The following is an 18,637-nucleotide window of genomic DNA, read 5'->3' on the forward strand; positions in this document are numbered from 1 at the left end:
CAATCAAAATATTTTGTTGATCAAAGCAATGAGAGGAGATCCGAGATGACCAACACCACGGTTCTCGTCGTCGGAGGCGGCCTGAACGGTCTGACGGCGGCTGCCCTATTGGCTCACAACGACATTGCGTGCGTCCTCGTCGAGCGCCATCGCGACACGTCAATCCAGTACAAATTTGCCGGCATTTCCCCGCGCAGCATGGAGGTCTTCCGGAGCCTCGGCCTCGAGGATGAGATTCGTGCAAATCGGACGGGGGACCAGCAGGCAGGCGCTATTGCGCGCGCCAGGAATCTCGCCGATCCGCAGGTTCAATGGGGCGGACCGGCGTGGCCGGATGCAAGTGCCCTCAGTCCCACGCAACCGGCGACGTGTGATCAGCACGTCCTGGAACCGATTCTGCGCCGCTACGCCGAGCGGAACGGTGCAGACGTGCGTTTCAGCACGGAGCTGGTGACTTTCGATCAGGACGAGACCGTCGTCCGCGCGGAAATTCGCGATATCGCGACCGGCGCAAAGGACGCCATCTCAGCCGACTATCTGGTCGTCGCCGACGGTGCGAACGGTTCGCTGCGAGAGAGGCTGGAGATCAGCCGCAGCGGGGCAGGCGGCCTTCAGCATTGGATGAATGTCATCTTCGACACAGATATGCCTCCAACGATAGGCGGCAAGCGCTTCACGTCGTGCTTCGTGACGGACCTCAACGGGACCTTCACGCCCAGGGAGGGTGGACGATGGCTTCTGGCGCTCCAGTACTTTCCCGAAAAGGGCGAGAAACTCGAAGATTTCGACGAAGCCAAGTGCAGGGAACTGATCATACGAGGTGCGGGCCGGTCGGACATCACGACGAGGCTTGTCGATGCGCGCTCCTGGGAGGTGGCCGCGTTGACTGCGCGCCAATTCCGCCGAGGCCGCGCGTTTCTTGTGGGGGATGCCGCACATGTGATGCCCCCAACAGGCGCTTTCGGTGGCAATTCAGGTATCCACGACGCCCATAACCTTGCCTGGAAGCTTGCGATGGTAGCACGCGGGCATGCCGATCCCTCGTTGCTGGATAGCTATGACATGGAGCGCCGGCCGGTTATAGAGGCTACTTTGGCGCAAGCGCTCGCCCGCCTGCAGAAATGGTTCGACGATCCGTCGAAGCGGTTGCCTCCTCCTGTTGCGATCGTCGAGGATTACGACGTGGTATTTGGCCAACGCTACACTGCAGGCATCGTGGCTCCGGAATCCACGCCGGACCATCACCCGTTCCAAAAATCCACGGAGCTGTCGGGCCGCCCCGGCACGCGTTTACCGCATTTCGCGGTCGAGTGCGCCGGGTCAGCGGATTTCGAGTCTCGATTTGTGCGATCGCGACCTTCTTCTCCTCTGCGCCGATGAAGCATGGTGTCAGGCCGCTGACGCCGTAAGCCAGCGCCTCGGAATGACGCTGACCTGCCACGCCTTGGGTGCCAATGGGGATCTGATTGACTTGGACCATCGGTGGCCTTCCGCGCTTGAGGTTGAAAGCGGCGGTGCTGTCTTGGTCAGGCCGGACGGCTTCGTCGCGTGGCGGTCAACGCACGGTGTGCCTGATCCCGTACAGGTGCTGACCGAAACACTTGACGGGTTCGGTTTCCGCGCGCGGGCACACGAATACCATCCGTGAGCGGCGCGGATGCCTCCTGCGTTCCGATGCCTAGGGCGCACGTGGCCAGCGCACGGAGGCCGGCGGCTACGACTTCCTTGCCGATCCCATCTCCTGCGGCGATCCTGTAGCTTCGCATGGTCCGGTTCTCCTTGTGGCGCTAAACTCCGATAGATCAGTTGGCCTTGGCAGACCGAATGTCGCTGTTATCGTAAATGGTCAGTCAAACCGTTCAGCAGGAGCAGCAACAGCCCAGCGACGATAGCCGCGGCAGCATCGTCCAGCATGATGCCGGCCCCACCCCTTACCTTGTCATGCATGACACGGATGGGCCAAGGCTTGACGACGTCGAAAAACCGGAAAGCAAGGAAGCCTGCTGCCCACCAGAGTGGGTCGAGTGGCAACATGGAAAGTGTCACGGCGGCGCCGAAGGTCTCATCGATGACGACGATCTGCGGGTCCTCCGTCCCGGTACGGGAGATGACATGCGATGACGCCCATACGCCGACGACGAACAGGGCCGCATACGCAAGCACGGTCAGCCAAGGCGATGCAGTTATCAGAGCTGCCGCAACAGCCACTCCAACCACTGCGCCGGCCGTGCCCGGCCATATTGGAGATAATCCCGCGCCGACAGAGGTCGCGAGCAGATAGGCAAACTTGGGCAGAAATTTATGCATCGAGTTTCGGCCGGCTTCCGACGGAGGGCGAGCAGTCATAGTCACATCGTTCGGGTGCGACCGCCAGACCGGCCGATTTGCTCCGTCAGCTTGGCGAGCACCTTGATCCGCCGGCCGCATTCGCCAAAAGAAATCGCTGTTGCGGCGAGTTGAGAATGTTGCTGAGGCCGGTCTCGGCCCGCTTTGACCAATTGGAACGGTCGCGACGGTGGAACAAACGCGCAAATTGCTGGTAAACCTCGGTGAAACGCCATCATCAGAGGAGCCGCCATGATCGCCGGTCTCATGAAAAGTCGCATCGACCCACTATGGGAGCAGGCCGCTTCTCCCCTGATCGGGATCGGCATGACGCCGAACCAGGTTACGGCCAGCGGACTCGTGCTCGTCGCTTTGTCCTCGGCGGCCTACGTCTACCACCATTCAAGCCTTGTCTTTGGCCTTTGCCTGGCGTTTGCTTTCACCTTCGATGCGCTGGACGGTGCGGTCGCCCGCCGGACAAACATGAGCACCAAGGCTGGTGGCTATTTCGATGCCCTCGTCGACCGTTATCAGGAATTGGCTGTCTTTGCGGCTATCGGCTGGGTCGCCGATCTGTGGGCGATCGCAATGTTCGCGTTCGCCGGCGGGATACTCACGAGTTACGCCAAGGCACGGACGGCGCTGGAAATTCCCGTAGAAAACCATGGTTGGCCGGATTTCTTCGAGCGGATGGAACGTCTGGTGTTCATTTGCGTGCTGCTCGCGGCGGACGGAGTCGCGACCGCCATAGGCGCGGCTTCGCCCTGGATTCTGGCGGGTGGGTTCGGGCTGTACGCAGTGCTGGCCAACGCCACAGCGCTGCAACGGATCAGTCGCGCATTCGCGATGCTGAAACGAGCCGACGGGAAGCAGCCGTGAGACCGCAAGAACGCTTGCGCTCAGCCTCATGTGAGGCTACATAATGCTTCACATGAATGGGAAGCCGAGATGTTAGCATTTGGAAATATAGCCGACGTGCTGGGGCTGTCGCCTAAGGAAACGGCTGCACGGTCGCCATTCGGGCTGATGGCTCGAATTGAAGGCGGATTGCCCATCGGCGCGCTCGAACGCGTCTCACAATTGCTGGCACCGGCCGATGCCCAATTCAAATACCGCCTCGTTCCAAAGGCAACCTATGAACGTCGCAAGAGGGGCGCTCTTCGACTGTCTTCGGAAGAGGGCATGCGGGTGGCACGGGTGGCTCGTGTATGGGACTTGGCCCTCGACGTCTGGAAGATCGAAGATGAGGCTCGTGAATTTCTATTTCGACCTCATCCCATGCTGGAAGACCGGCGCCCGATCGAAATGGTCATCCAAAACGAGATCGGCGCCGAGCTGGTGATCGATATCCTTGCAGGCCTGAAATACGGCACTGCCGCTTGACGGCGCAGATACTCGATCGGACGCTGCTGTGCTTCAGGATCGGCGATCCTGCCGGCGTCTATCCGATCTTTGACGCAACGGGCTCGACGATCGCGCCCGGCCGCTGGAACACGCCTGGCAGCCCGGTGATATACACCAGCGAGCACTATTCGACAGCGTTGCTGGAAAAGCTGGTGCACGGCAGCGGGAGACTGGCGCCCAACCAGCACTACGTCCAGATCATGGTTCCGCGCGGGCTAAGCTACGAGATATTTTCGCAGCCGTCGCTGCCGGGGTGGGACATGATGCCGGCAAAGGTGAGCAAGGAATTCGGCGAGACGTGGTATGTCGAGCGCCGCAGCGCGATCTTGATCGTGCCAAGCGTCGTGGCTCGCCTCGACAACAACGTGTTGATCAATCCGGCCCATCCGGAGTTTGTCTCGATCACAGCCAGCCTGCATCAACCCGTATATTGGGACAGTCGCCTGTTCGGCTCCTGAGCTGGTCAGGAGGGGTAGGTTCCTGCCTGCTGCGTCGATTGCTCAAACTCGTCAGCGCCAGCCCAAGCCAGGGGCGACATGGGTCAGGATCGTCTCGATGACGTGGGCATTGTAATCGACGCCGAGCTGGTTGGGGACGGTAAGCAGCAGCGTATCGGCCTCGGCGACGGCTTCGTCGCCCTTTAGTTGCTCGATCAGGACGTCCGGTTCGGCGGCATAGGAGCGGCCGAACACGGCGCGTCTGTCCGCCTCGATGTAACCGAACTGATCTCCGCTTTGGTTGCCGCCGAAATATGCCCGGTCGCGATCGTCGACCAGACCAAAAATGCTCCGGCTGACCGACACCCGCGGCTCGCGCGTATGCCCGGCCGCCTTCCAGGCCTCACGAAAAGCCCGGATCTGTTCGGCCTGCTGGATGTGAAACGGCTTTCCGCCTTCGTCGAATTTTAGCGTGGAGCTCTGCAGGTTCATCCCCAATTTCGCAGCCCATTCTGCGGTGGCGTTTGTGGCGGCGCCCCACCAGATGCGCCCGCGCAGGCCCTCCGAGTGCGGCTCGACGCGAAGCAGGCCAGGCGGGTTGGGAAACATCGGCCGCGGGTTGGGCTGCGCAAAGCCTTTGCCCAGCAACACTTCGAGCAGCACTCCGGTGTGTCTGCGGGCCATGTCGGCATCGCTCTCGCCCTCTTGCGGGGCGTAGCCGAAGTAGCGCCATCCCTCGATCACCTGCTCCGGCGAGCCGCGGCTGATGCCCAGCTGCAGACGCCCTCCGGCGATTAGATCGGCGGCGCCGGCGTCCTCGGCCATATAGAGCGGGTTCTCGTAACGCATGTCGATCACCGCCGTGCCGATCTCAATTCGGCTGGTCTTCGCCGCAACCGCTGCCAGCAGCGGGAAGGGCGAGGCGAGCTGGCGCGCGAAGTGATGCACGCGGAAATAGGCGCCGTCCGCACCTAGCTCCTCGGCCGCGACGGCCAGCTCGATGGACTGCAAAAGCGCATCGGATGCGGTCCGCGTCTGCGATTGCGGCGAGGGCGTCCAGTGCCCGAACGAGAGGAAACCAATCTTCTTCATGAAACAGCCAGCCTAGAGGGAAGACAGGCGCAGACTATGCTTCGGCTTAGAGCAAAGCATCCCAAAAATTCTCCCCTGACGGCAATCTTCAAAGCCGCTCCGGCCGATTTGGGAGAGGGGGCCAGGGGTGCAGAAGGCCAATGTGCGACCGCAAAATGACGGATGGATACGGGTCCAGCGGTTGAAATCCAAGACGACAGGTAATACCTTGTTGATTATTGCTATTACCGAGGTTCGAACATGACCACCAAAGTCACTGCCAAGGGACAGGTGACCATTCCAAAGCCGGTCCGCGAACTGCTTGGGATCGTCCCGGGCAGCAGAGTCGACTTCCGCCGCGCCGATGACGGCAATGTCGTGATTACGCGCAGTGACAAGAAGCAGCCCGCGAGCCGTTTCGCGAAATTGCGGGGCCATGCCGGCAAGGGTCTCGATACCGACGCGATCATGGCACTGACGCGTGGCGACGTGTGACGCTGGTCGACACCAACGTTCTGCTCGATCTTGTCACCAATGATCCGAGCTGGGCGGATTGGTCGATCGCCCAGCTTGAGGCGCAAAGCCTGAATGGGCCGCTGTTGATCAACGATGCTGTTTACGCCGAGTTGGCCGTCCGATACGGGCGCATCGAGGATCTCGACGCGTTTCTTGACAAGGCTGGTCTCGAAATCGCTTCGATGCCACGGGCAGCACTGTTCCTCGCGGGGAAGGTCTTTACCCAATACAGGAGATCGGGCGGATTGCGCTCCGGCGTGCTGCCCGATTTTTTCATCGGCGCCCACGCCGCCGTCAATGGGCTGCCGCTGCTCACTCGCGATGTTGGTCGCTATCGTACCTCTTCCATCGCTCAAGCTGATCGCACCGAACTCGTGAATAGCCCGCCGAATAAGGGTCCGCTAGGAAGGTGCCGCGAACGCGAGGACTATCGCGACGAGGATCAACAGCGGCCCCATCCATTTAGAATGGCTTCCAAAGTTGGTCCATCATGCCTGCTGTTGGCCGGGGCGAGCTTGAGAGGGGTCCGGGAAAAATCCGAAGCCGACGCCAGCCATCCACAACCCGGCGCAGAACATGATGAACTCGTCGATGTAATCCGCGACCACGCTTCGAAACTTTCGAATTTATGCCGCCGCTACATGCGCCGAATTCGAGCCGATATAGTTACGGATCGTTTCGATGATCCGGTCCTGGTCGGCCTCGCTCAGATAGGGATGCATCGGCAGGCACAGGATGCGCTTCGGCAGCTCTTCCGAAACGGCAAGGCCGGTCGGCGTGCGCGGATAATCGCGATAGGCAATCTGGCTGTGCAGCGGTTTCACATAATAGATGACCGACGGAATGCCCTTTTCACCGAGATGTGCCTTGAGCCCGTCACGTTTCGGCGTTTCGATGGCGTATTGCGCCCAGGCCGAGCGGCCCGCGCCCAGATTGCGCGCCGCCTTGACGACATCGCCTAGACCTTCGGCATAGCGAGTGGCGACCGCTTGCCGCGCCACCATCTCGTCCTCGAGGATGGCCAGCTTCTCGATCAGGATCGCCGCCTGCAGCGTGTCGAGCCGCGAGTTGATGCCGACGCGGACATTGTCGTACTGCGTTTCGCCCTTGCCATGAAAAGCAAACGAGCGCAGCTGTTCGGCCAGCGCATCGTCATTGGTGAACATCGCGCCGCCATCGCCATAGCAGCCGAGCGGCTTTGCCGGATAGAAGCTGGTCGAGCCGACGGTGCCGAACGAGCCGCACATCTTGCCGTCGGCCGAGCCGCCGGTCGCCTGCGCCGCATCCTCGATGACCATCAGGCCTTCGCGATCGGCGATGGCCATGATCGCCTCGTAATCAGCGGCGAGGCCGAACAGGTCGACGGGAATGATTGCCTTCGGTCTCAGCCGGCCCTCCGCCTTAATCATGGCGATTGCCGCCTCGAGGCTGGCGATGTCGACATTGTAGCTGTCGGCATCGACATCGACGAAGACCGGTTCGGCCTTGGTCAGCGCCACCACTTCGGCCGTGGCGGCAAAAGTGAAGCTTGGCACGAACACCGCATCGCCCGGGCCGATGTCGGCGGCAAACAGCGGCAGCAGCAGCGCATCGGTACCGTTGGCGCAAGCGACCACATGCTTGGTGCCGATATAGGCGGCGAGCTTGTTTTCGAATTCGGTGACCTGAGGTCCGAGAATATAGCGGCCCTCATCGACAACCCGGTCGATTGCCGCTTTCAGCCTGTCGCGGATGCGTTCGCGCTGCGCGCCAAGATCGATGAACTGCATGTCGGCCTCAAACGGTTTTAGCGAGATAACCGGCCGCTGGTAGCAGACTTGGCCCGGCCGAGAAAGCCGCAGGGCAAAACCCTGAATTGCTCAAGTGTCGCAGCCTGTTACCTCTTATTTCCGATCTGCCCTCTTAAACGCGGGGAAATCCGGGCTTCGGCCGGCTCGATATGGACTTTCACAGCCGCCCCGCCGGTCGGCGAAACATAAAGTGATCGCGGCGGCCAGGTCCGTGAGCGTGTTGCCAGCCGGTCAGGCGAGTTCATGCCGCCATGGCGGATTGGCGCCGGCCCGCGATACCGTCACCGCCGCGGCCTTGGCGCCGAGCGTCAGCGCCTTTTGGATGGCGTCTTCCGGCAAACTGGCGACTGCCGTCTTCGAGAGCAAACCCTGTTCGTGCAACGAGGCAAGAATGCCGGCATTGAATGTGTCGCCGGCGCCGACCGTATCGACCACCTCGACCTTGTCCGGCACGACCATGACCCGGTGTTGGCGGCTATAACCGACCGCGCCCTCGCTGCCATGGGTGACGACAATCAGCTTCGGACCGCGGTCCAGCCAGTTGCGGACGACGTCCTCATGCGCGCCGGCTTCGCCGAACCAGTTCAGATCCTCGTCCGACAGTTTCACGATGTCGGCCATCGCCATCATGTTGCGGATACGCCTGAGATGCCTAGCCTTGTCCGGAATGAAGTTTGGCCGGATGTTGGGGTCAAGCATCATCACGCGGCGCTCATGCTCGCGTCGCATGAACTCCTCATAGGCCGACCCGGCCGGTTCCGAGATCAGGCTGATGGCGCCGAACAGCATCGCCTCGATCTCGCTGCCGAGTTCCGGCAGCTCCTCGATGGTCAGCATGCGCCCGGCGGTGTTCTCGTCGTAGAAGGTGTAGGTCGCCTGGCCGTTGGTGAGGCGCACGAAGGCGAGCGTGGTTGGCCGCGGCGAGGTGTGCGCATAGGTGGAACTGACTTTGCTGGCTCCCAGCGCCTCCCTGAGCTGGCCCCCGAACAGATCGGACGACAGGCCGGAGAAGAAGGCAGCGGGCGCGCCGAGCCGGCCAAGCGCAATTGCCGAGTTGAAGACGGCACCGCCGACATAAGGCGCAAAAGCCGGCTCGCCCTCCGTCGTGGTCCGCGGCAGCATGTCGATCAGGGCTTCGCCACAGCAGAGGATCATGAAGTCTTGCTTTCCGGCGGATAGATCACGCCCTTGCGAATGATGATGTTGGCATAAAGCCGCGGCTCGCTCGTCGCGACGATTGCGTGCGCGGCCTTGACCCGTGCATAGAAGTCGGCGCCGGCAAGAGCAACCACCTTGCGGCCCGGCGCACGCCTGGCGCAGATCGCTTCCATCTCGTGGTGAACCGGGTCGGCGAGTAGGGGATCGCCTTTGGCCGAGGCGCGAAACAACGCCTGCGGCACGGCGTCGTCTACAGGCAACACGCTCAATATGGCATCGAGCACCGGTACGAGATGATGACCGTCGGCGCGGATCAACCGTTGCGCCTGCTGCTCGGCCGGGTAATTGCCGTCGACCAGGGCAATCTCGTCGCCATGGCCCATGGCGCGCAATATCGCCAGAAGCTCCGGGCCGAGCAGCGCCGGGATGCCGATCAGCATGCTCAGAAGCTCCGGGAAATCGTGGTCGAGCCGATGAGGAAGCGCTCCGATAACGGCAGGCTGGCGCCACCCAGCGCCCGCGCATGGATGCCGACCGTTCCCTCGCGAACGGCCGGGAGCCTCAGGCCCTCGCCGTCGATCCGGCCGATGGCGTGGATGACGGCATCGACAAGCCGCCTGCGCACGGCGAGCGGCATCCATCCGTCGATCACCGCCGCTTCGAAATCGATGACGGAGGACGCCGAAACGATGGCATAGGCGAGCGCCTGCGAGGCGCTGGCGAGCCAGTCGTCGAGCTCGGCGCCGATCTCGCCCCAGTCTTCCGGTGATGTCCACAGATGCGAGGCATCGACGCCGCGGCCGTTGAGCGCCTTTTCCAGCATGGCGATCGACGCCACGTCGATCAACTGCGTCGGCTTGCCGTCCGGCCCGGGCACCGGCATCGAGCCCAGCGCGCCGGCATTGCCCGTCGGGCCGCCAAACAACCGGCCGTTCAGCACGATGCCGCCTCCGGCAAAGGCGCCGATATAGAAATAGACGAAATCGCGTGCCGCACCCGCCGCGTGGCCAAACACGAGCTCGGCACCGCAGGCCGAGGTGGCGTCGTTCTGCAGATAGACTGGAAATTCGCATTGCGCCTGGATGTCGGCGCGGATGTCGCGATGGCGCCATTCGTCCATGATTTCGCGCGGTGCGCCCGCAGTGTCGGCCCAGTTCCACAATTCGAACGGCATGGCAATGCCAAGCCCGGCAATGCGCTTGTCCTGCGCCGGGGTGAGTTCGCCGCGCATCTTCTTCATGCCGCTTGTGACGAATTCCACCGTCTCGCGCGGCGCCGGATAGCGGTAGGAATGCTGCAGCATCGAGCGCACATTGCCGAGGAAATCGATCAGCACCAGCTCGGCGCTGCGGCGGCCGATCTTCAGGCCGATGAAATAGGCGCCATCGGGATTGAGCGCCATAGGTATCGAGGGCTGGCCGATCTTGCCGCGCAACGGCGCCTGGCGGACGAGCAGGTCGTCCTCTTCCAGCTCGCGCATGATGACTGACACTGTCTGCGCCGAGAGGCCGGTCATACGTGCAATGTCGGATTTGGCCAGGCTGCCGTGCTGGCGCACCAGCGATAGCACTAGCCGCTCATTGTGGTCCCGCATGCCGCTTTGATTGGTGCCGCGGTGCAGGCGGCTTTCGGCCGCATCGGGCGAGCCGTGCCTCGTAATGCCGGTCTCCACCCTGTTCCTCCCGTCGTTTCCCCTCAACGCTTTTGGTCTAGAGTGAGTGAACAATCCTGCGTTGTCAATAATAAATAAGAGTGATTTAATTATTGACACTGCTGGCGGACTGGTGTCTCTTGAGATCGGCGCCGACACTGGGAGATTTCGTCGGACGCGCTGCAGATGCCGGTTGGCCGGCATCCTAAATGGTTCCATGGGAGGAAAATCGTGACCACGTCAAAACTGTTGAAATCCACCGTGTTTGCCGCGGCCGGACTGAGCCTGATGGCCTTTGCGTCGACGGCATCGGCCGCCGGTGTCGGCGCCTGCTTGATCACCAAGACCGACACCAATCCCTTCTTCGTCAAGATGAAGGAAGGTGCGACGGCCAAGGCCAAGGAGCTTGGCGTCGATCTCAAGACTTACGCCGGCAAGATCGACGGCGACAGCGAGAGCCAGGTGGCTGCAATCGAGAGCTGTATCGCCGACGGCGCCAAGGGTATCCTCATAACCGCGTCCGACACCAAGGGCATCGTGCCGACCGTGAAGAAGGCGCGGGACGCCGGGCTGTTGGTGATCGCGCTCGACACCCCGCTTGATCCGATCGATGCGGCTGACGCGACCTTCGCGACGGACAATCTGGAAGCCGGCAAGCTGATCGGCGCATGGGCCGCCGCGACGCTTGGCGATAAGGCCAAGGATGCCAAGATCGGCTTCCTCGACCTGACGCCGTCGCAGCCCACGGTGGATGTGCTGCGCGACCAAGGTTTCATGATGGGCTACGGCATAGACGTGAAGGACCCCAACAAGATCGGCGACGAGGACGATGCGCGCATCGTTGGCCACGACGTGACGAACGGCAATGAGGAGGGTGGCCGCAAGGCGATGGAGAACCTTCTGCAGAAGGATAACACCATCAACGTCATCCACACCATCAATGAGCCCGCAGCTGTCGGCGCCTACCAGGCGCTCAAGGCCGTCGGTCTCGAAAGCCAGGTGCTGATCGTCTCGGTCGACGGTGGCTGCCCCGGCGTGAAATCGGTGGCCGAAGGCGTGATCGGCGCTACCTCGCAGCAATATCCGCTGCAAATGGCGGCGCTCGGCATCGAGGCGATCGCCACTTTCGCCAAGGACGGGACGAAGCCGAAGCCGACCGAAGGCAAGAACTTCTTCGATACCGGCGTCAACCTTGTCACCGACAAGCCCGCCAACGGTGTGAAGTCCATCGACACCAAGGAAGGCCTCGCCAAGTGCTGGGGCTGAGCCTGGCCTGACCGGCAACAGATCGCGATCGGCCGGGGGCTTGATCCCCGGCCGCTCAGGGTGGACGATGTGCCGATCTAAACGCCAATAGTCCCGGCGGCAGACCGGAAGGCGTGGACGGCGTCGGCGGTTGGCCGAAGCCCAGGGGAGGAAACATGGCTCAAGCACAAGAATTCGAAAAGGTTCTGTCGAGCAGCGACACAAGCGTCGCCGCATTCGACGAGCATAAATCGGCTGTCAAGCGTGCCCAGCATTTTCTGCATTCCACGCCGGCCGCGGTGCCGCTTATCGTGCTGGTTCTGGCGATCATTATTTTTGGCCTCACCATCGGCGGGCGTTTCTTTTCATCCTATACGCTGACACTGATCCTTCAGCAGATCGCCATTGTCGGCATTCTGGGCGCTGCGCAGACGCTGGTGATCCTGACCGCCGGCATCGACCTGTCGATTGGCGTGATCATGGTGATTTCGGCTGTGATCATGGGCAATTGCGCGGTCAGCTACGGTATGCCGGCCGTGCTCGCGGTAACGATCGGGCTTCTCGCCGGTGGCGCGTGCGGCCTGCTCAACGGGGTGCTGGTCGCCTACATGAAGCTGCCGCCCTTCATCGTGACGCTCGGCACCTGGAACATCGTCATGGCCACCAACTTCATCTATTCGGCCAATGAGACGATCCGCGACACCGACGTCGACGTCCAGGCGCCTCTGCTGCACCTGTTTGCCTTGAGCTTTAAGGTCGGAACGGCCGTGCTGACGCTTGGCGTCATTGCTATGGTCGTTCTCGTGTTGGTCCTCTGGTACGTGCTCAACCACACCGCATGGGGCCGCCATGTCTACGCGGTTGGCGACGATCAGGAGGCTGCGAAACTGTCGGGCATCCAGACGAAGAAGGTGCTGATGACGGTCTATGCCCTTGCCGGGCTGATCGCCGCCTTCGCAGCCTGGGTCTCGATCGGCCGCAATGGCTCGATCTCTCCTTCCGCCGCCGTGACCGACTACAATCTTCAGGCCATCACCGCGACGGTGATCGGCGGAATTTCGCTGTTCGGCGGGCGCGGCTCCATCCTCGGCACGCTGTTCGGCGCCATGATCGTCGGCGTCGTCTCGATGGGCCTCAACATGCTGGGCGCGGATCCGCAGTGGAAGGTGCTGCTCACCGGCGTGCTGATCATCGGCGCCGTGGCGATCGATCAATGGATCAGAAAGGTTTCGGCATAGCCATGACCCAGGAACCCATCCTCATCGCACGAGGTCTGGTCAAACGCTACGGTCGCGTCACCGCCCTCGACAATGCCGATTTCGACCTCTATCCGGGCGAAATCCTTGCCGTCATTGGCGACAATGGCGCCGGCAAGTCGTCGCTTATCAAGGCGATTTCCGGCGCGGTCGTGCCCGACGAAGGTGAGATACGACTGGAAGGCAAGCCCGTCGCCTTCAAATCGCCGATGGAGGCCCGCGAGGCCGGCATCGAGACAGTCTATCAGAACCTGGCCCTGTCACCGGCCCTGTCTATCGCCGACAACATGTTTCTCGGCCGGGAGATTCGCAAGCCGGGGTTCCTCGGCGAATGGCTGCGCATGCTCGACCGCCCGGCGATGGAAAAGCGCGCCCGCGACAAGCTCACCGAGCTTGGCCTGATGACCATCCAGAACATCAGCCAGGCGGTGGAAACGCTTTCCGGCGGCCAGCGTCAGGGTGTGGCGGTGGCGCGGGCCGCTGCCTTCGGCAGCCGCGTGGTAATCATGGATGAGCCGACGGCGGCACTTGGCGTCAAGGAGAGCCGCCGCGTGCTCGAATTGATCCTCGACGTGAAGAAGCGGGGCCTGCCGATCGTTTTGATTTCACACAATATGCCGCATGTCTTCGAGGTGGCGGACCGCATCCACATTCACCGGCTCGGCCGTCGCCTCTGCGTTATCGATCCGAAGCAGTATACCATGTCCGACGCCGTCGCCTTCATGACCGGCGCCAAGGTGCCGCCGGAAGCGGCGCTGGCGGCTTGAGCAAGAACTTGAGCCCATCGCCGAGGGGCCCAAATGCGTTGTTTCCAAATGCCAAATTGCCGCAGGGCAACCCGGCTTGCGGTCACCTGAATCGATTGAACATCCGGTGGGATGCACTAGCATTGGCAGAGATGGTGAAAGCCGTATGATCCTGGCAACGTCACGAGAGGCAGCATGACGCGCGCGATGACAACCGAAGCTCCTCTGCCCACGCTCGAAAACCCGGATCCCAAGACGCTCGCCGAGGAAGTCTTGCAGGCGCTCAAATACAGGGTTGGCAAGGGCACCAACGTTGCAACCCAGTACGATTGGCTCACCGCCTCGATCAAGGTTGTGCGCGACCGCATCGTCGATCACTGGATGCAGGCGACCCAAGAGGCCTACGCCCAGCAGGAAAAGCGCGTCTACTACCTGTCACTGGAATTCCTCATCGGCCGCCTGATGCGCGATGCCTTCTCCAATCTCGGCCTGATGGACAACATGTGCGAGGCGCTGTCGTCGCTTGGCGTCGACCTCGACATCATTGCAGCGCTCGAACCCGACGCTGCCCTTGGCAATGGCGGTCTTGGCCGGCTCGCCGCCTGCTTCATGGAAAGCATGGCGACCGTCAATATACCCGCGCATGGCTACGGCATCCGCTACGCCAACGGCATGTTCCGGCAGGAGATCCATGACGGCTGGCAGGTGGAGCTGCCCGAGACATGGCTCGACCACGGCAACCCGTGGGAATTCGAGCGCCGCGAACGTTCCTTCGAGGTCGGCTTCGGCGGCTCGGTGGAATCGATCACCTCGAAGGACGGCAGGCTTGAGCGCCACGTCTGGAAACCGACCGAGCACGTTCTGGCCGTTGCTTACGACACGCCGGTTGTCGGCTGGCGCGCCAACCGCGTCAACACGCTGCGTCTGTGGTCCGGCATGCCGGTCGACCCGATCCTGCTCGACAAGTTCAACGCCGGCGATCACATCGGCGCGCTCGCCGAAAGCAACAAGGCCGATGCGTTGTCGCGCGTCCTTTACCCGGCCGATTCCCACAAGGCGGGCCAGGAGCTGCGGCTCAGGCAGGAGTATTTCTTCTCCACCGCCTCGCTGCAGGACATCGTCCAGCGTCATCTCAGCCAGTATGGCGACCTGCAATCGCTGCCCGACAAGGCGGCGATCCATCTCAACGACACCCATCCGGCCATCGCCGTCCCCGAGTTGATGCGCCTGTTGATGGATGTCCACGGCATGGATTTCGACCAGGCCTGGAGCATCACCAAGCGCACCTTCGGCTACACCAACCACACGCTGCTTCCCGAAGCGCTGGAAAGCTGGCCCGTGCCGCTATTCGAGCGGCTATTGCCGCGCCACATGCAGATCGTCTACGCCATCAACGCCGAGGTGCTGCTCGAGGCGCGCGCTTCCGACCAGTTCTCGGACGAGCAGATCAGCCGCATCTCGCTGATCCAGGAAAATGGCGATCGCCGCGTGCGTATGGGCAATCTGGCCTTTGTCGGCTCGCACTCGATCAACGGCGTGTCGGCACTGCATACGGAATTGATGAAGGAGACGGTGTTTGCCGACCTCCATAGGCTGTACCCGGATCGCATCAACAACAAGACCAACGGGATCACACCGCGGCGCTGGCTGATACAGTGCAATCCCGGCCTCACTGCACTCACCCGCGAGGCGATTGGCGACGGCTTCCTCGACGACATCGACGAGATAAAGCGGCTTGATCCTTTCGCCGAGGACGCCGCCTTCCGCGACAAGTTCGCCGCCGTCAAACGGGCGAACAAGACGAGGCTTGCCAATCTCGTTGCCGACCGGCTCGGCATCAAGGTGGACCCCTCGGCGCTTTTCGACATCCAGGTCAAGCGCATCCACGAATACAAGCGCCAGCTCTTGAACATTCTCGAAGCGGTCGCGCTTTACGACCAGATCCGCTCGCATCCGGAGCGCGACTGGATGCCCCGGGTCAAATTCTTCGGCGGCAAGGCGGCGCCCAGCTATCACAACGCCAAGCTGATCATCAAACTTGCCAACGACGTCGCCCGGGTCATCAACCGCGACCCCGCGGTGCGCGGTTTGCTGAAAGTGGTGTTCGTGCCGAACTACAATGTCAGCCTTGCCGAGATCATGATGCCGGCCGCCGATCTTTCGGAGCAGATATCGACCGCCGGCATGGAAGCGTCCGGCACCGGCAACATGAAGTTCGCGCTGAATGGCGCGCTGACCATCGGCACGCTCGACGGCGCCAATGTCGAGATCAAGGAATGCGTCGGCGACGACAACATCTTCATCTTCGGCCTGACCACCGATGAGGTCGCCGAGCGGCGCAACAATGGTTATGATCCGCGCGCCGTAATCGAGGGATCGCCTGAATTGGCGCAGGCGCTTGCCGCGGTTTCATCCGGGGTCTTTTCACCTGGCGATCCGGACCGTTATCGCGACCTGATCAACGGTCTCTACCAGAGCGACTGGTTCATGGTCGCCGCGGATTTCGATGCCTACGCCGCCACTCAGCGCGACGTCGATGCCGTTTGGCGCAACAGCCCGGACTGGTACGCCCGAGCCATCCGCAACGTCGCGCGCGTCGGCTGGTTCTCGTCCGACCGGACGATCCGCCAATATGCGAAAGACATCTGGCACGTGCCCGCCTGATGTGATTGCATGAGACCAGGAACAATGTGGCCCTAGTGGAGTGATTTGACCTTCGCATCCCTTGGAAGGTCGGGCGGCCTGCGACTGTCGAATTCAAAACTTCACTAGAAACACACACTTGGTGCCCGGGGAAGGACACTGCCTGATGAGCAAGCCGCGCGCGACCCTTGCGACAAGCGGGCCGGACGGACTGGCGCCAGCCGGCGATGTCGCGGCGATTGTCGCCGGCACGCACGGCGACCCGTTTGCCGTGCTTGGCGTGCATGAGGCGGGGAAGGGCTTTGTCGCCCGCTGCTTCGTCCCTCATGCCGAGTTCGTCACCGCCTACACGCTGACCGGCAAGAAGGCCGGCGAGCTGTCGAGACGCGACGATCGCGGTTTCTTCGAAGGCAAACTGTCGCTGCGCAAACGCCAGCCGCTGCGCTATCATGCCAGGAATTCCGGTGGTGACTGGTGGCTGACCGATCCATATTCCTTCGGCCCCGTGCTCGGCCCGCTGGACGATTATTACATCGCCGAAGGATCGCATCTCAGGCTGTTCGACAAGCTCGGCGCCCATCTCATCGACCATGAAGGTGCATCGGGCGTACATTTCGCCGTATGGGCGCCCAATGCAAGGCGCGTCTCGGTGGTCGGCGACTTCAACGAGTGGGACGGCCGCAGGCATACGATGCGCGTCCGCCGCGACACCGGCATCTGGGAGCTGTTCATTCCCGACATCGGCGCTGGCCGCCCGTATAAGTATGAAATCATCGGGCCGAATGGCGTGAGATTGCCGCTCAAGGCCGATCCGTTCGCCTTCAAGTCCGAACTGCGCCCGGCCACCGCCTCGGTGACGGCGCTGCCGCCGGCGCATGAATGGGGCGACGAGGCGCACCGGAACTATTGGCGCAATGCCGACCACAGGCGCGAAGCCGTATCGATCTACGAGGTCCATGCCGGGTCATGGCGGCTTCACGACGACGGCAGCTTCCTATCGTGGGACGAGCTCGCCGACAGGCTGATCCCTTACGTGGTCGAGACCGGTTTTACCCACATCGAATTCATGCCGATCTCCGAACACCCTTATGACCCGTCCTGGGGCTACCAGACGACGGGTCTCTATGCGCCGACTGCCCGCTTTGGCGATCCGGACGGTTTTGCCCGCTTCGTCGACGGCGCCCACCGTGCAGGCATCGGTGTCATCCTCGACTGGGTGCCGGCGCATTTCCCGGTCGACGAGCACGGGCTGGCAAAGTTCGACGGCACCGCGCTCTATGAGCATGCCGATCCGCGCAAGGGCTTCCATCCCGACTGGAACACCGCGATCTATAATTTCGGGCGCCGCGAAGTGATTTCGTTCCTGGTCAACAATGCGCTGTTCTGGGCAGAGAAATATCACGTCGACGGACTGCGCGTCGACGCGGTCGCCTCGATGCTTTATCTCGATTATTCGCGCAAGGCCGGTGAATGGATTCCCAACGAGAAGGGCGGGCGCGAGAACCTCGAAGCGGTCAGCTTCCTGCAGCGTATGAACAAGGAGGTCTACGGCCATCATCCGGGTGTGATGACCATCGCAGAGGAATCGACCTCGTGGCCGAAAGTCTCGCAGCCGGTGCATGAAGGCGGACTGGGCTTCGGCTTCAAGTGGAACATGGGCTTCATGCATGATACTTTGGAGTATTTCTCCAAGGAGCCGATCTTCCGCAAGCATCACCACAATGACATCACCTTCGGCCTGGTCTACGCTTTCAGCGAGAATTTCGTGCTGCCGCTGTCCCATGACGAGGTGGTGCACGGCAAAGGCACGCTGCTCAACAAGATGGCCGGCGACGACTGGCAGAAATTCGCGACGCTGCGCGCCTACTACGCCTTCATGTGGGGTTATCCCGGCAAGAAGCTATTGTTCATGGGCCAGGAGTTCGCGCAGCGCCGCGAGTGGAGCGAGGCGCGCGCGCTCGACTGGAACCTGCTCGATTTCCGGCTCCACCGCGGCGTCTGGCAGACGGTGCGCGACCTTAACTATCTCTATCGCTCGCGCCCGGCGCTGCATGCCCGTGACTGCGAGCCCGAGGGCTTTTCCTGGCTGATCGTCGATGACAGCGCGAACTCGGTATTTGCCTGGCTGCGCAGCGCGGCGGGCGGCAATCCGGTCGCCGTCATTTCCAACTTCACGCCGGTGCCGCGCGAGAATTACCGTGTGCCGTTGCCGCAGGCCGGAAAATGGCGCGAGATCATCAACACCGATGCCACGGATTATGGCGGTTCCGGCAAGGGCAATAGCGGGGTCGTCGAGGCTCAGGCGGAAGGAGGAGGCATTTCGGCGAAGATGCTTTTGCCGCCGCTGTCAACGATCATGCTCGAATTCGTCCCGGACTGAGCTATGTCTGGAGCA

General features: G+C 62.0%; 17 protein-coding genes and 1 pseudogene. 12 read left to right on the forward strand and 6 right to left on the reverse strand.

Annotated features, from left to right (window positions below):
* Positions 1–45: 45 nt before the first annotated feature.
* On the forward strand, positions 46–1,380 hold the full coding sequence (locus AC0L2P_RS12575; protein ID WP_473501538.1) for an FAD-dependent monooxygenase: 1,335 nt from the start codon (positions 46–48) through the stop codon (positions 1,378–1,380).
* Positions 1,343–1,648 carry an aromatic-ring hydroxylase C-terminal domain-containing protein gene (locus tag AC0L2P_RS12580; protein WP_473501540.1) on the forward strand — a complete coding sequence of 102 codons (306 nt, stop codon included), beginning with the start codon at positions 1,343–1,345 and terminating at the stop codon, positions 1,646–1,648. Before AC0L2P_RS12575 ends, AC0L2P_RS12580 begins: the two co-directional genes overlap by 38 nt.
* A gap of 185 nt (positions 1,649–1,833) precedes the next feature.
* Here the strand turns inward: AC0L2P_RS12580 and AC0L2P_RS12585 are convergent, their stop codons facing one another.
* Positions 1,834–2,307, reverse strand: a complete 474-nt coding sequence (locus AC0L2P_RS12585; protein WP_473501541.1) for a phosphatidylglycerophosphatase A family protein — start codon at positions 2,305–2,307, stop codon at positions 1,834–1,836.
* Positions 2,308–2,577: 270 nt separating this feature from the next.
* Between AC0L2P_RS12585 and AC0L2P_RS12590 the strand changes: the two genes are divergently transcribed.
* The 3 genes from AC0L2P_RS12590 to AC0L2P_RS12600 all read left to right on the forward strand — a co-directional run bounded on the left by AC0L2P_RS12590 (position 2,578) and on the right by AC0L2P_RS12600 (position 4,187).
* On the forward strand, positions 2,578–3,204 hold the full coding sequence (locus AC0L2P_RS12590; RefSeq protein ID WP_473501542.1) for a CDP-alcohol phosphatidyltransferase family protein: 627 nt from the start codon (positions 2,578–2,580) through the stop codon (positions 3,202–3,204).
* Between the two features lie 69 nt (positions 3,205–3,273).
* Complete coding sequence (locus tag AC0L2P_RS12595; protein WP_473501596.1) at positions 3,274–3,708, forward strand: antitoxin Xre-like helix-turn-helix domain-containing protein; 435 nt, start codon at positions 3,274–3,276, stop codon at positions 3,706–3,708.
* Positions 3,705–4,187, forward strand: coding sequence for an RES family NAD+ phosphorylase (locus AC0L2P_RS12600; protein ID WP_473501544.1), 483 nt, complete (start codon positions 3,705–3,707; stop codon positions 4,185–4,187). The genes AC0L2P_RS12595 and AC0L2P_RS12600 overlap by 4 nt, the downstream gene beginning before the upstream one ends.
* A 51-nt stretch (positions 4,188–4,238) precedes the next feature.
* Here the strand turns inward: AC0L2P_RS12600 and AC0L2P_RS12605 are convergent, their stop codons facing one another.
* Entirely contained in the window at positions 4,239–5,258 is a 1,020-nt protein-coding gene (locus tag AC0L2P_RS12605) for an LLM class flavin-dependent oxidoreductase (RefSeq protein ID WP_473501545.1), read from the reverse strand.
* A gap of 240 nt (positions 5,259–5,498) precedes the next feature.
* On the opposite strand from AC0L2P_RS12605, the gene AC0L2P_RS12610 reads away from it, so the two are divergent.
* Together AC0L2P_RS12610 and AC0L2P_RS12615 are read left to right on the forward strand one after the other, a co-directional pair.
* Positions 5,499–5,732 carry an AbrB/MazE/SpoVT family DNA-binding domain-containing protein gene (locus tag AC0L2P_RS12610; protein WP_292653638.1) on the forward strand — a complete coding sequence of 78 codons (234 nt, stop codon included), beginning with the start codon at positions 5,499–5,501 and terminating at the stop codon, positions 5,730–5,732.
* A pseudogene (locus AC0L2P_RS12615) lies at positions 5,729–6,131 on the forward strand (type II toxin-antitoxin system VapC family toxin). Before AC0L2P_RS12610 ends, AC0L2P_RS12615 begins: the two are co-directional and overlap by 4 nt.
* A gap of 248 nt (positions 6,132–6,379) precedes the next feature.
* Here AC0L2P_RS12615 and AC0L2P_RS12620 read toward each other — a convergent pair.
* The 4 genes from AC0L2P_RS12620 to AC0L2P_RS12635 all read right to left on the reverse strand — a co-directional run bounded on the left by AC0L2P_RS12620 (position 6,380) and on the right by AC0L2P_RS12635 (position 10,373).
* Positions 6,380–7,522 (reverse strand): DegT/DnrJ/EryC1/StrS family aminotransferase, encoded by a 1,143-nt coding sequence (locus AC0L2P_RS12620; protein ID WP_473501546.1) that lies wholly within the window; start codon positions 7,520–7,522, stop codon positions 6,380–6,382.
* A gap of 252 nt (positions 7,523–7,774) precedes the next feature.
* On the reverse strand, positions 7,775–8,698 hold the full coding sequence (locus AC0L2P_RS12625) for a carbohydrate kinase family protein (RefSeq protein ID WP_473501548.1): 924 nt from the start codon (positions 8,696–8,698) through the stop codon (positions 7,775–7,777).
* Positions 8,695–9,141, reverse strand: coding sequence for an RbsD/FucU family protein (locus AC0L2P_RS12630; RefSeq protein WP_473501549.1), 447 nt, complete (start codon positions 9,139–9,141; stop codon positions 8,695–8,697). The genes AC0L2P_RS12625 and AC0L2P_RS12630 overlap by 4 nt, the downstream gene beginning before the upstream one ends.
* A 2-nt stretch (positions 9,142–9,143) precedes the next feature.
* Entirely contained in the window at positions 9,144–10,373 is a 1,230-nt protein-coding gene (locus tag AC0L2P_RS12635; protein WP_473501550.1) for an ROK family transcriptional regulator, read from the reverse strand.
* A 267-nt stretch (positions 10,374–10,640) separates the two neighbouring features.
* On the opposite strand from AC0L2P_RS12635, the gene AC0L2P_RS12640 reads away from it, so the two are divergent.
* The 5 genes from AC0L2P_RS12640 to glgB all read left to right on the forward strand — a co-directional run bounded on the left by AC0L2P_RS12640 (position 10,641) and on the right by glgB (position 18,622).
* Entirely contained in the window at positions 10,641–11,618 is a 978-nt protein-coding gene (locus tag AC0L2P_RS12640; protein ID WP_473501598.1) for a substrate-binding domain-containing protein, read from the forward strand.
* A gap of 155 nt (positions 11,619–11,773) precedes the next feature.
* Positions 11,774–12,835: an ABC transporter permease gene (locus tag AC0L2P_RS12645; RefSeq protein WP_473501552.1), complete on the forward strand. Its 1,062-nt coding sequence runs from the start codon at positions 11,774–11,776 to the stop codon at positions 12,833–12,835.
* 2 nt (positions 12,836–12,837) lie between these two features.
* On the forward strand, positions 12,838–13,620 hold the full coding sequence (locus AC0L2P_RS12650; protein ID WP_352470952.1) for an ATP-binding cassette domain-containing protein: 783 nt from the start codon (positions 12,838–12,840) through the stop codon (positions 13,618–13,620).
* Between the two features lie 174 nt (positions 13,621–13,794).
* On the forward strand, positions 13,795–16,263 hold the full coding sequence (locus AC0L2P_RS12655; RefSeq protein ID WP_473501554.1) for a glycogen/starch/alpha-glucan phosphorylase: 2,469 nt from the start codon (positions 13,795–13,797) through the stop codon (positions 16,261–16,263).
* A 145-nt stretch (positions 16,264–16,408) separates the two neighbouring features.
* Positions 16,409–18,622, forward strand: a complete 2,214-nt coding sequence (glgB, locus tag AC0L2P_RS12660; protein WP_473501555.1) for a 1,4-alpha-glucan branching protein GlgB — start codon at positions 16,409–16,411, stop codon at positions 18,620–18,622.
* Positions 18,623–18,637: the final 15 nt, after the last annotated feature.

The sequence above is a fragment of the Mesorhizobium sp. WSM4836 genome, assembly GCF_055811815.1.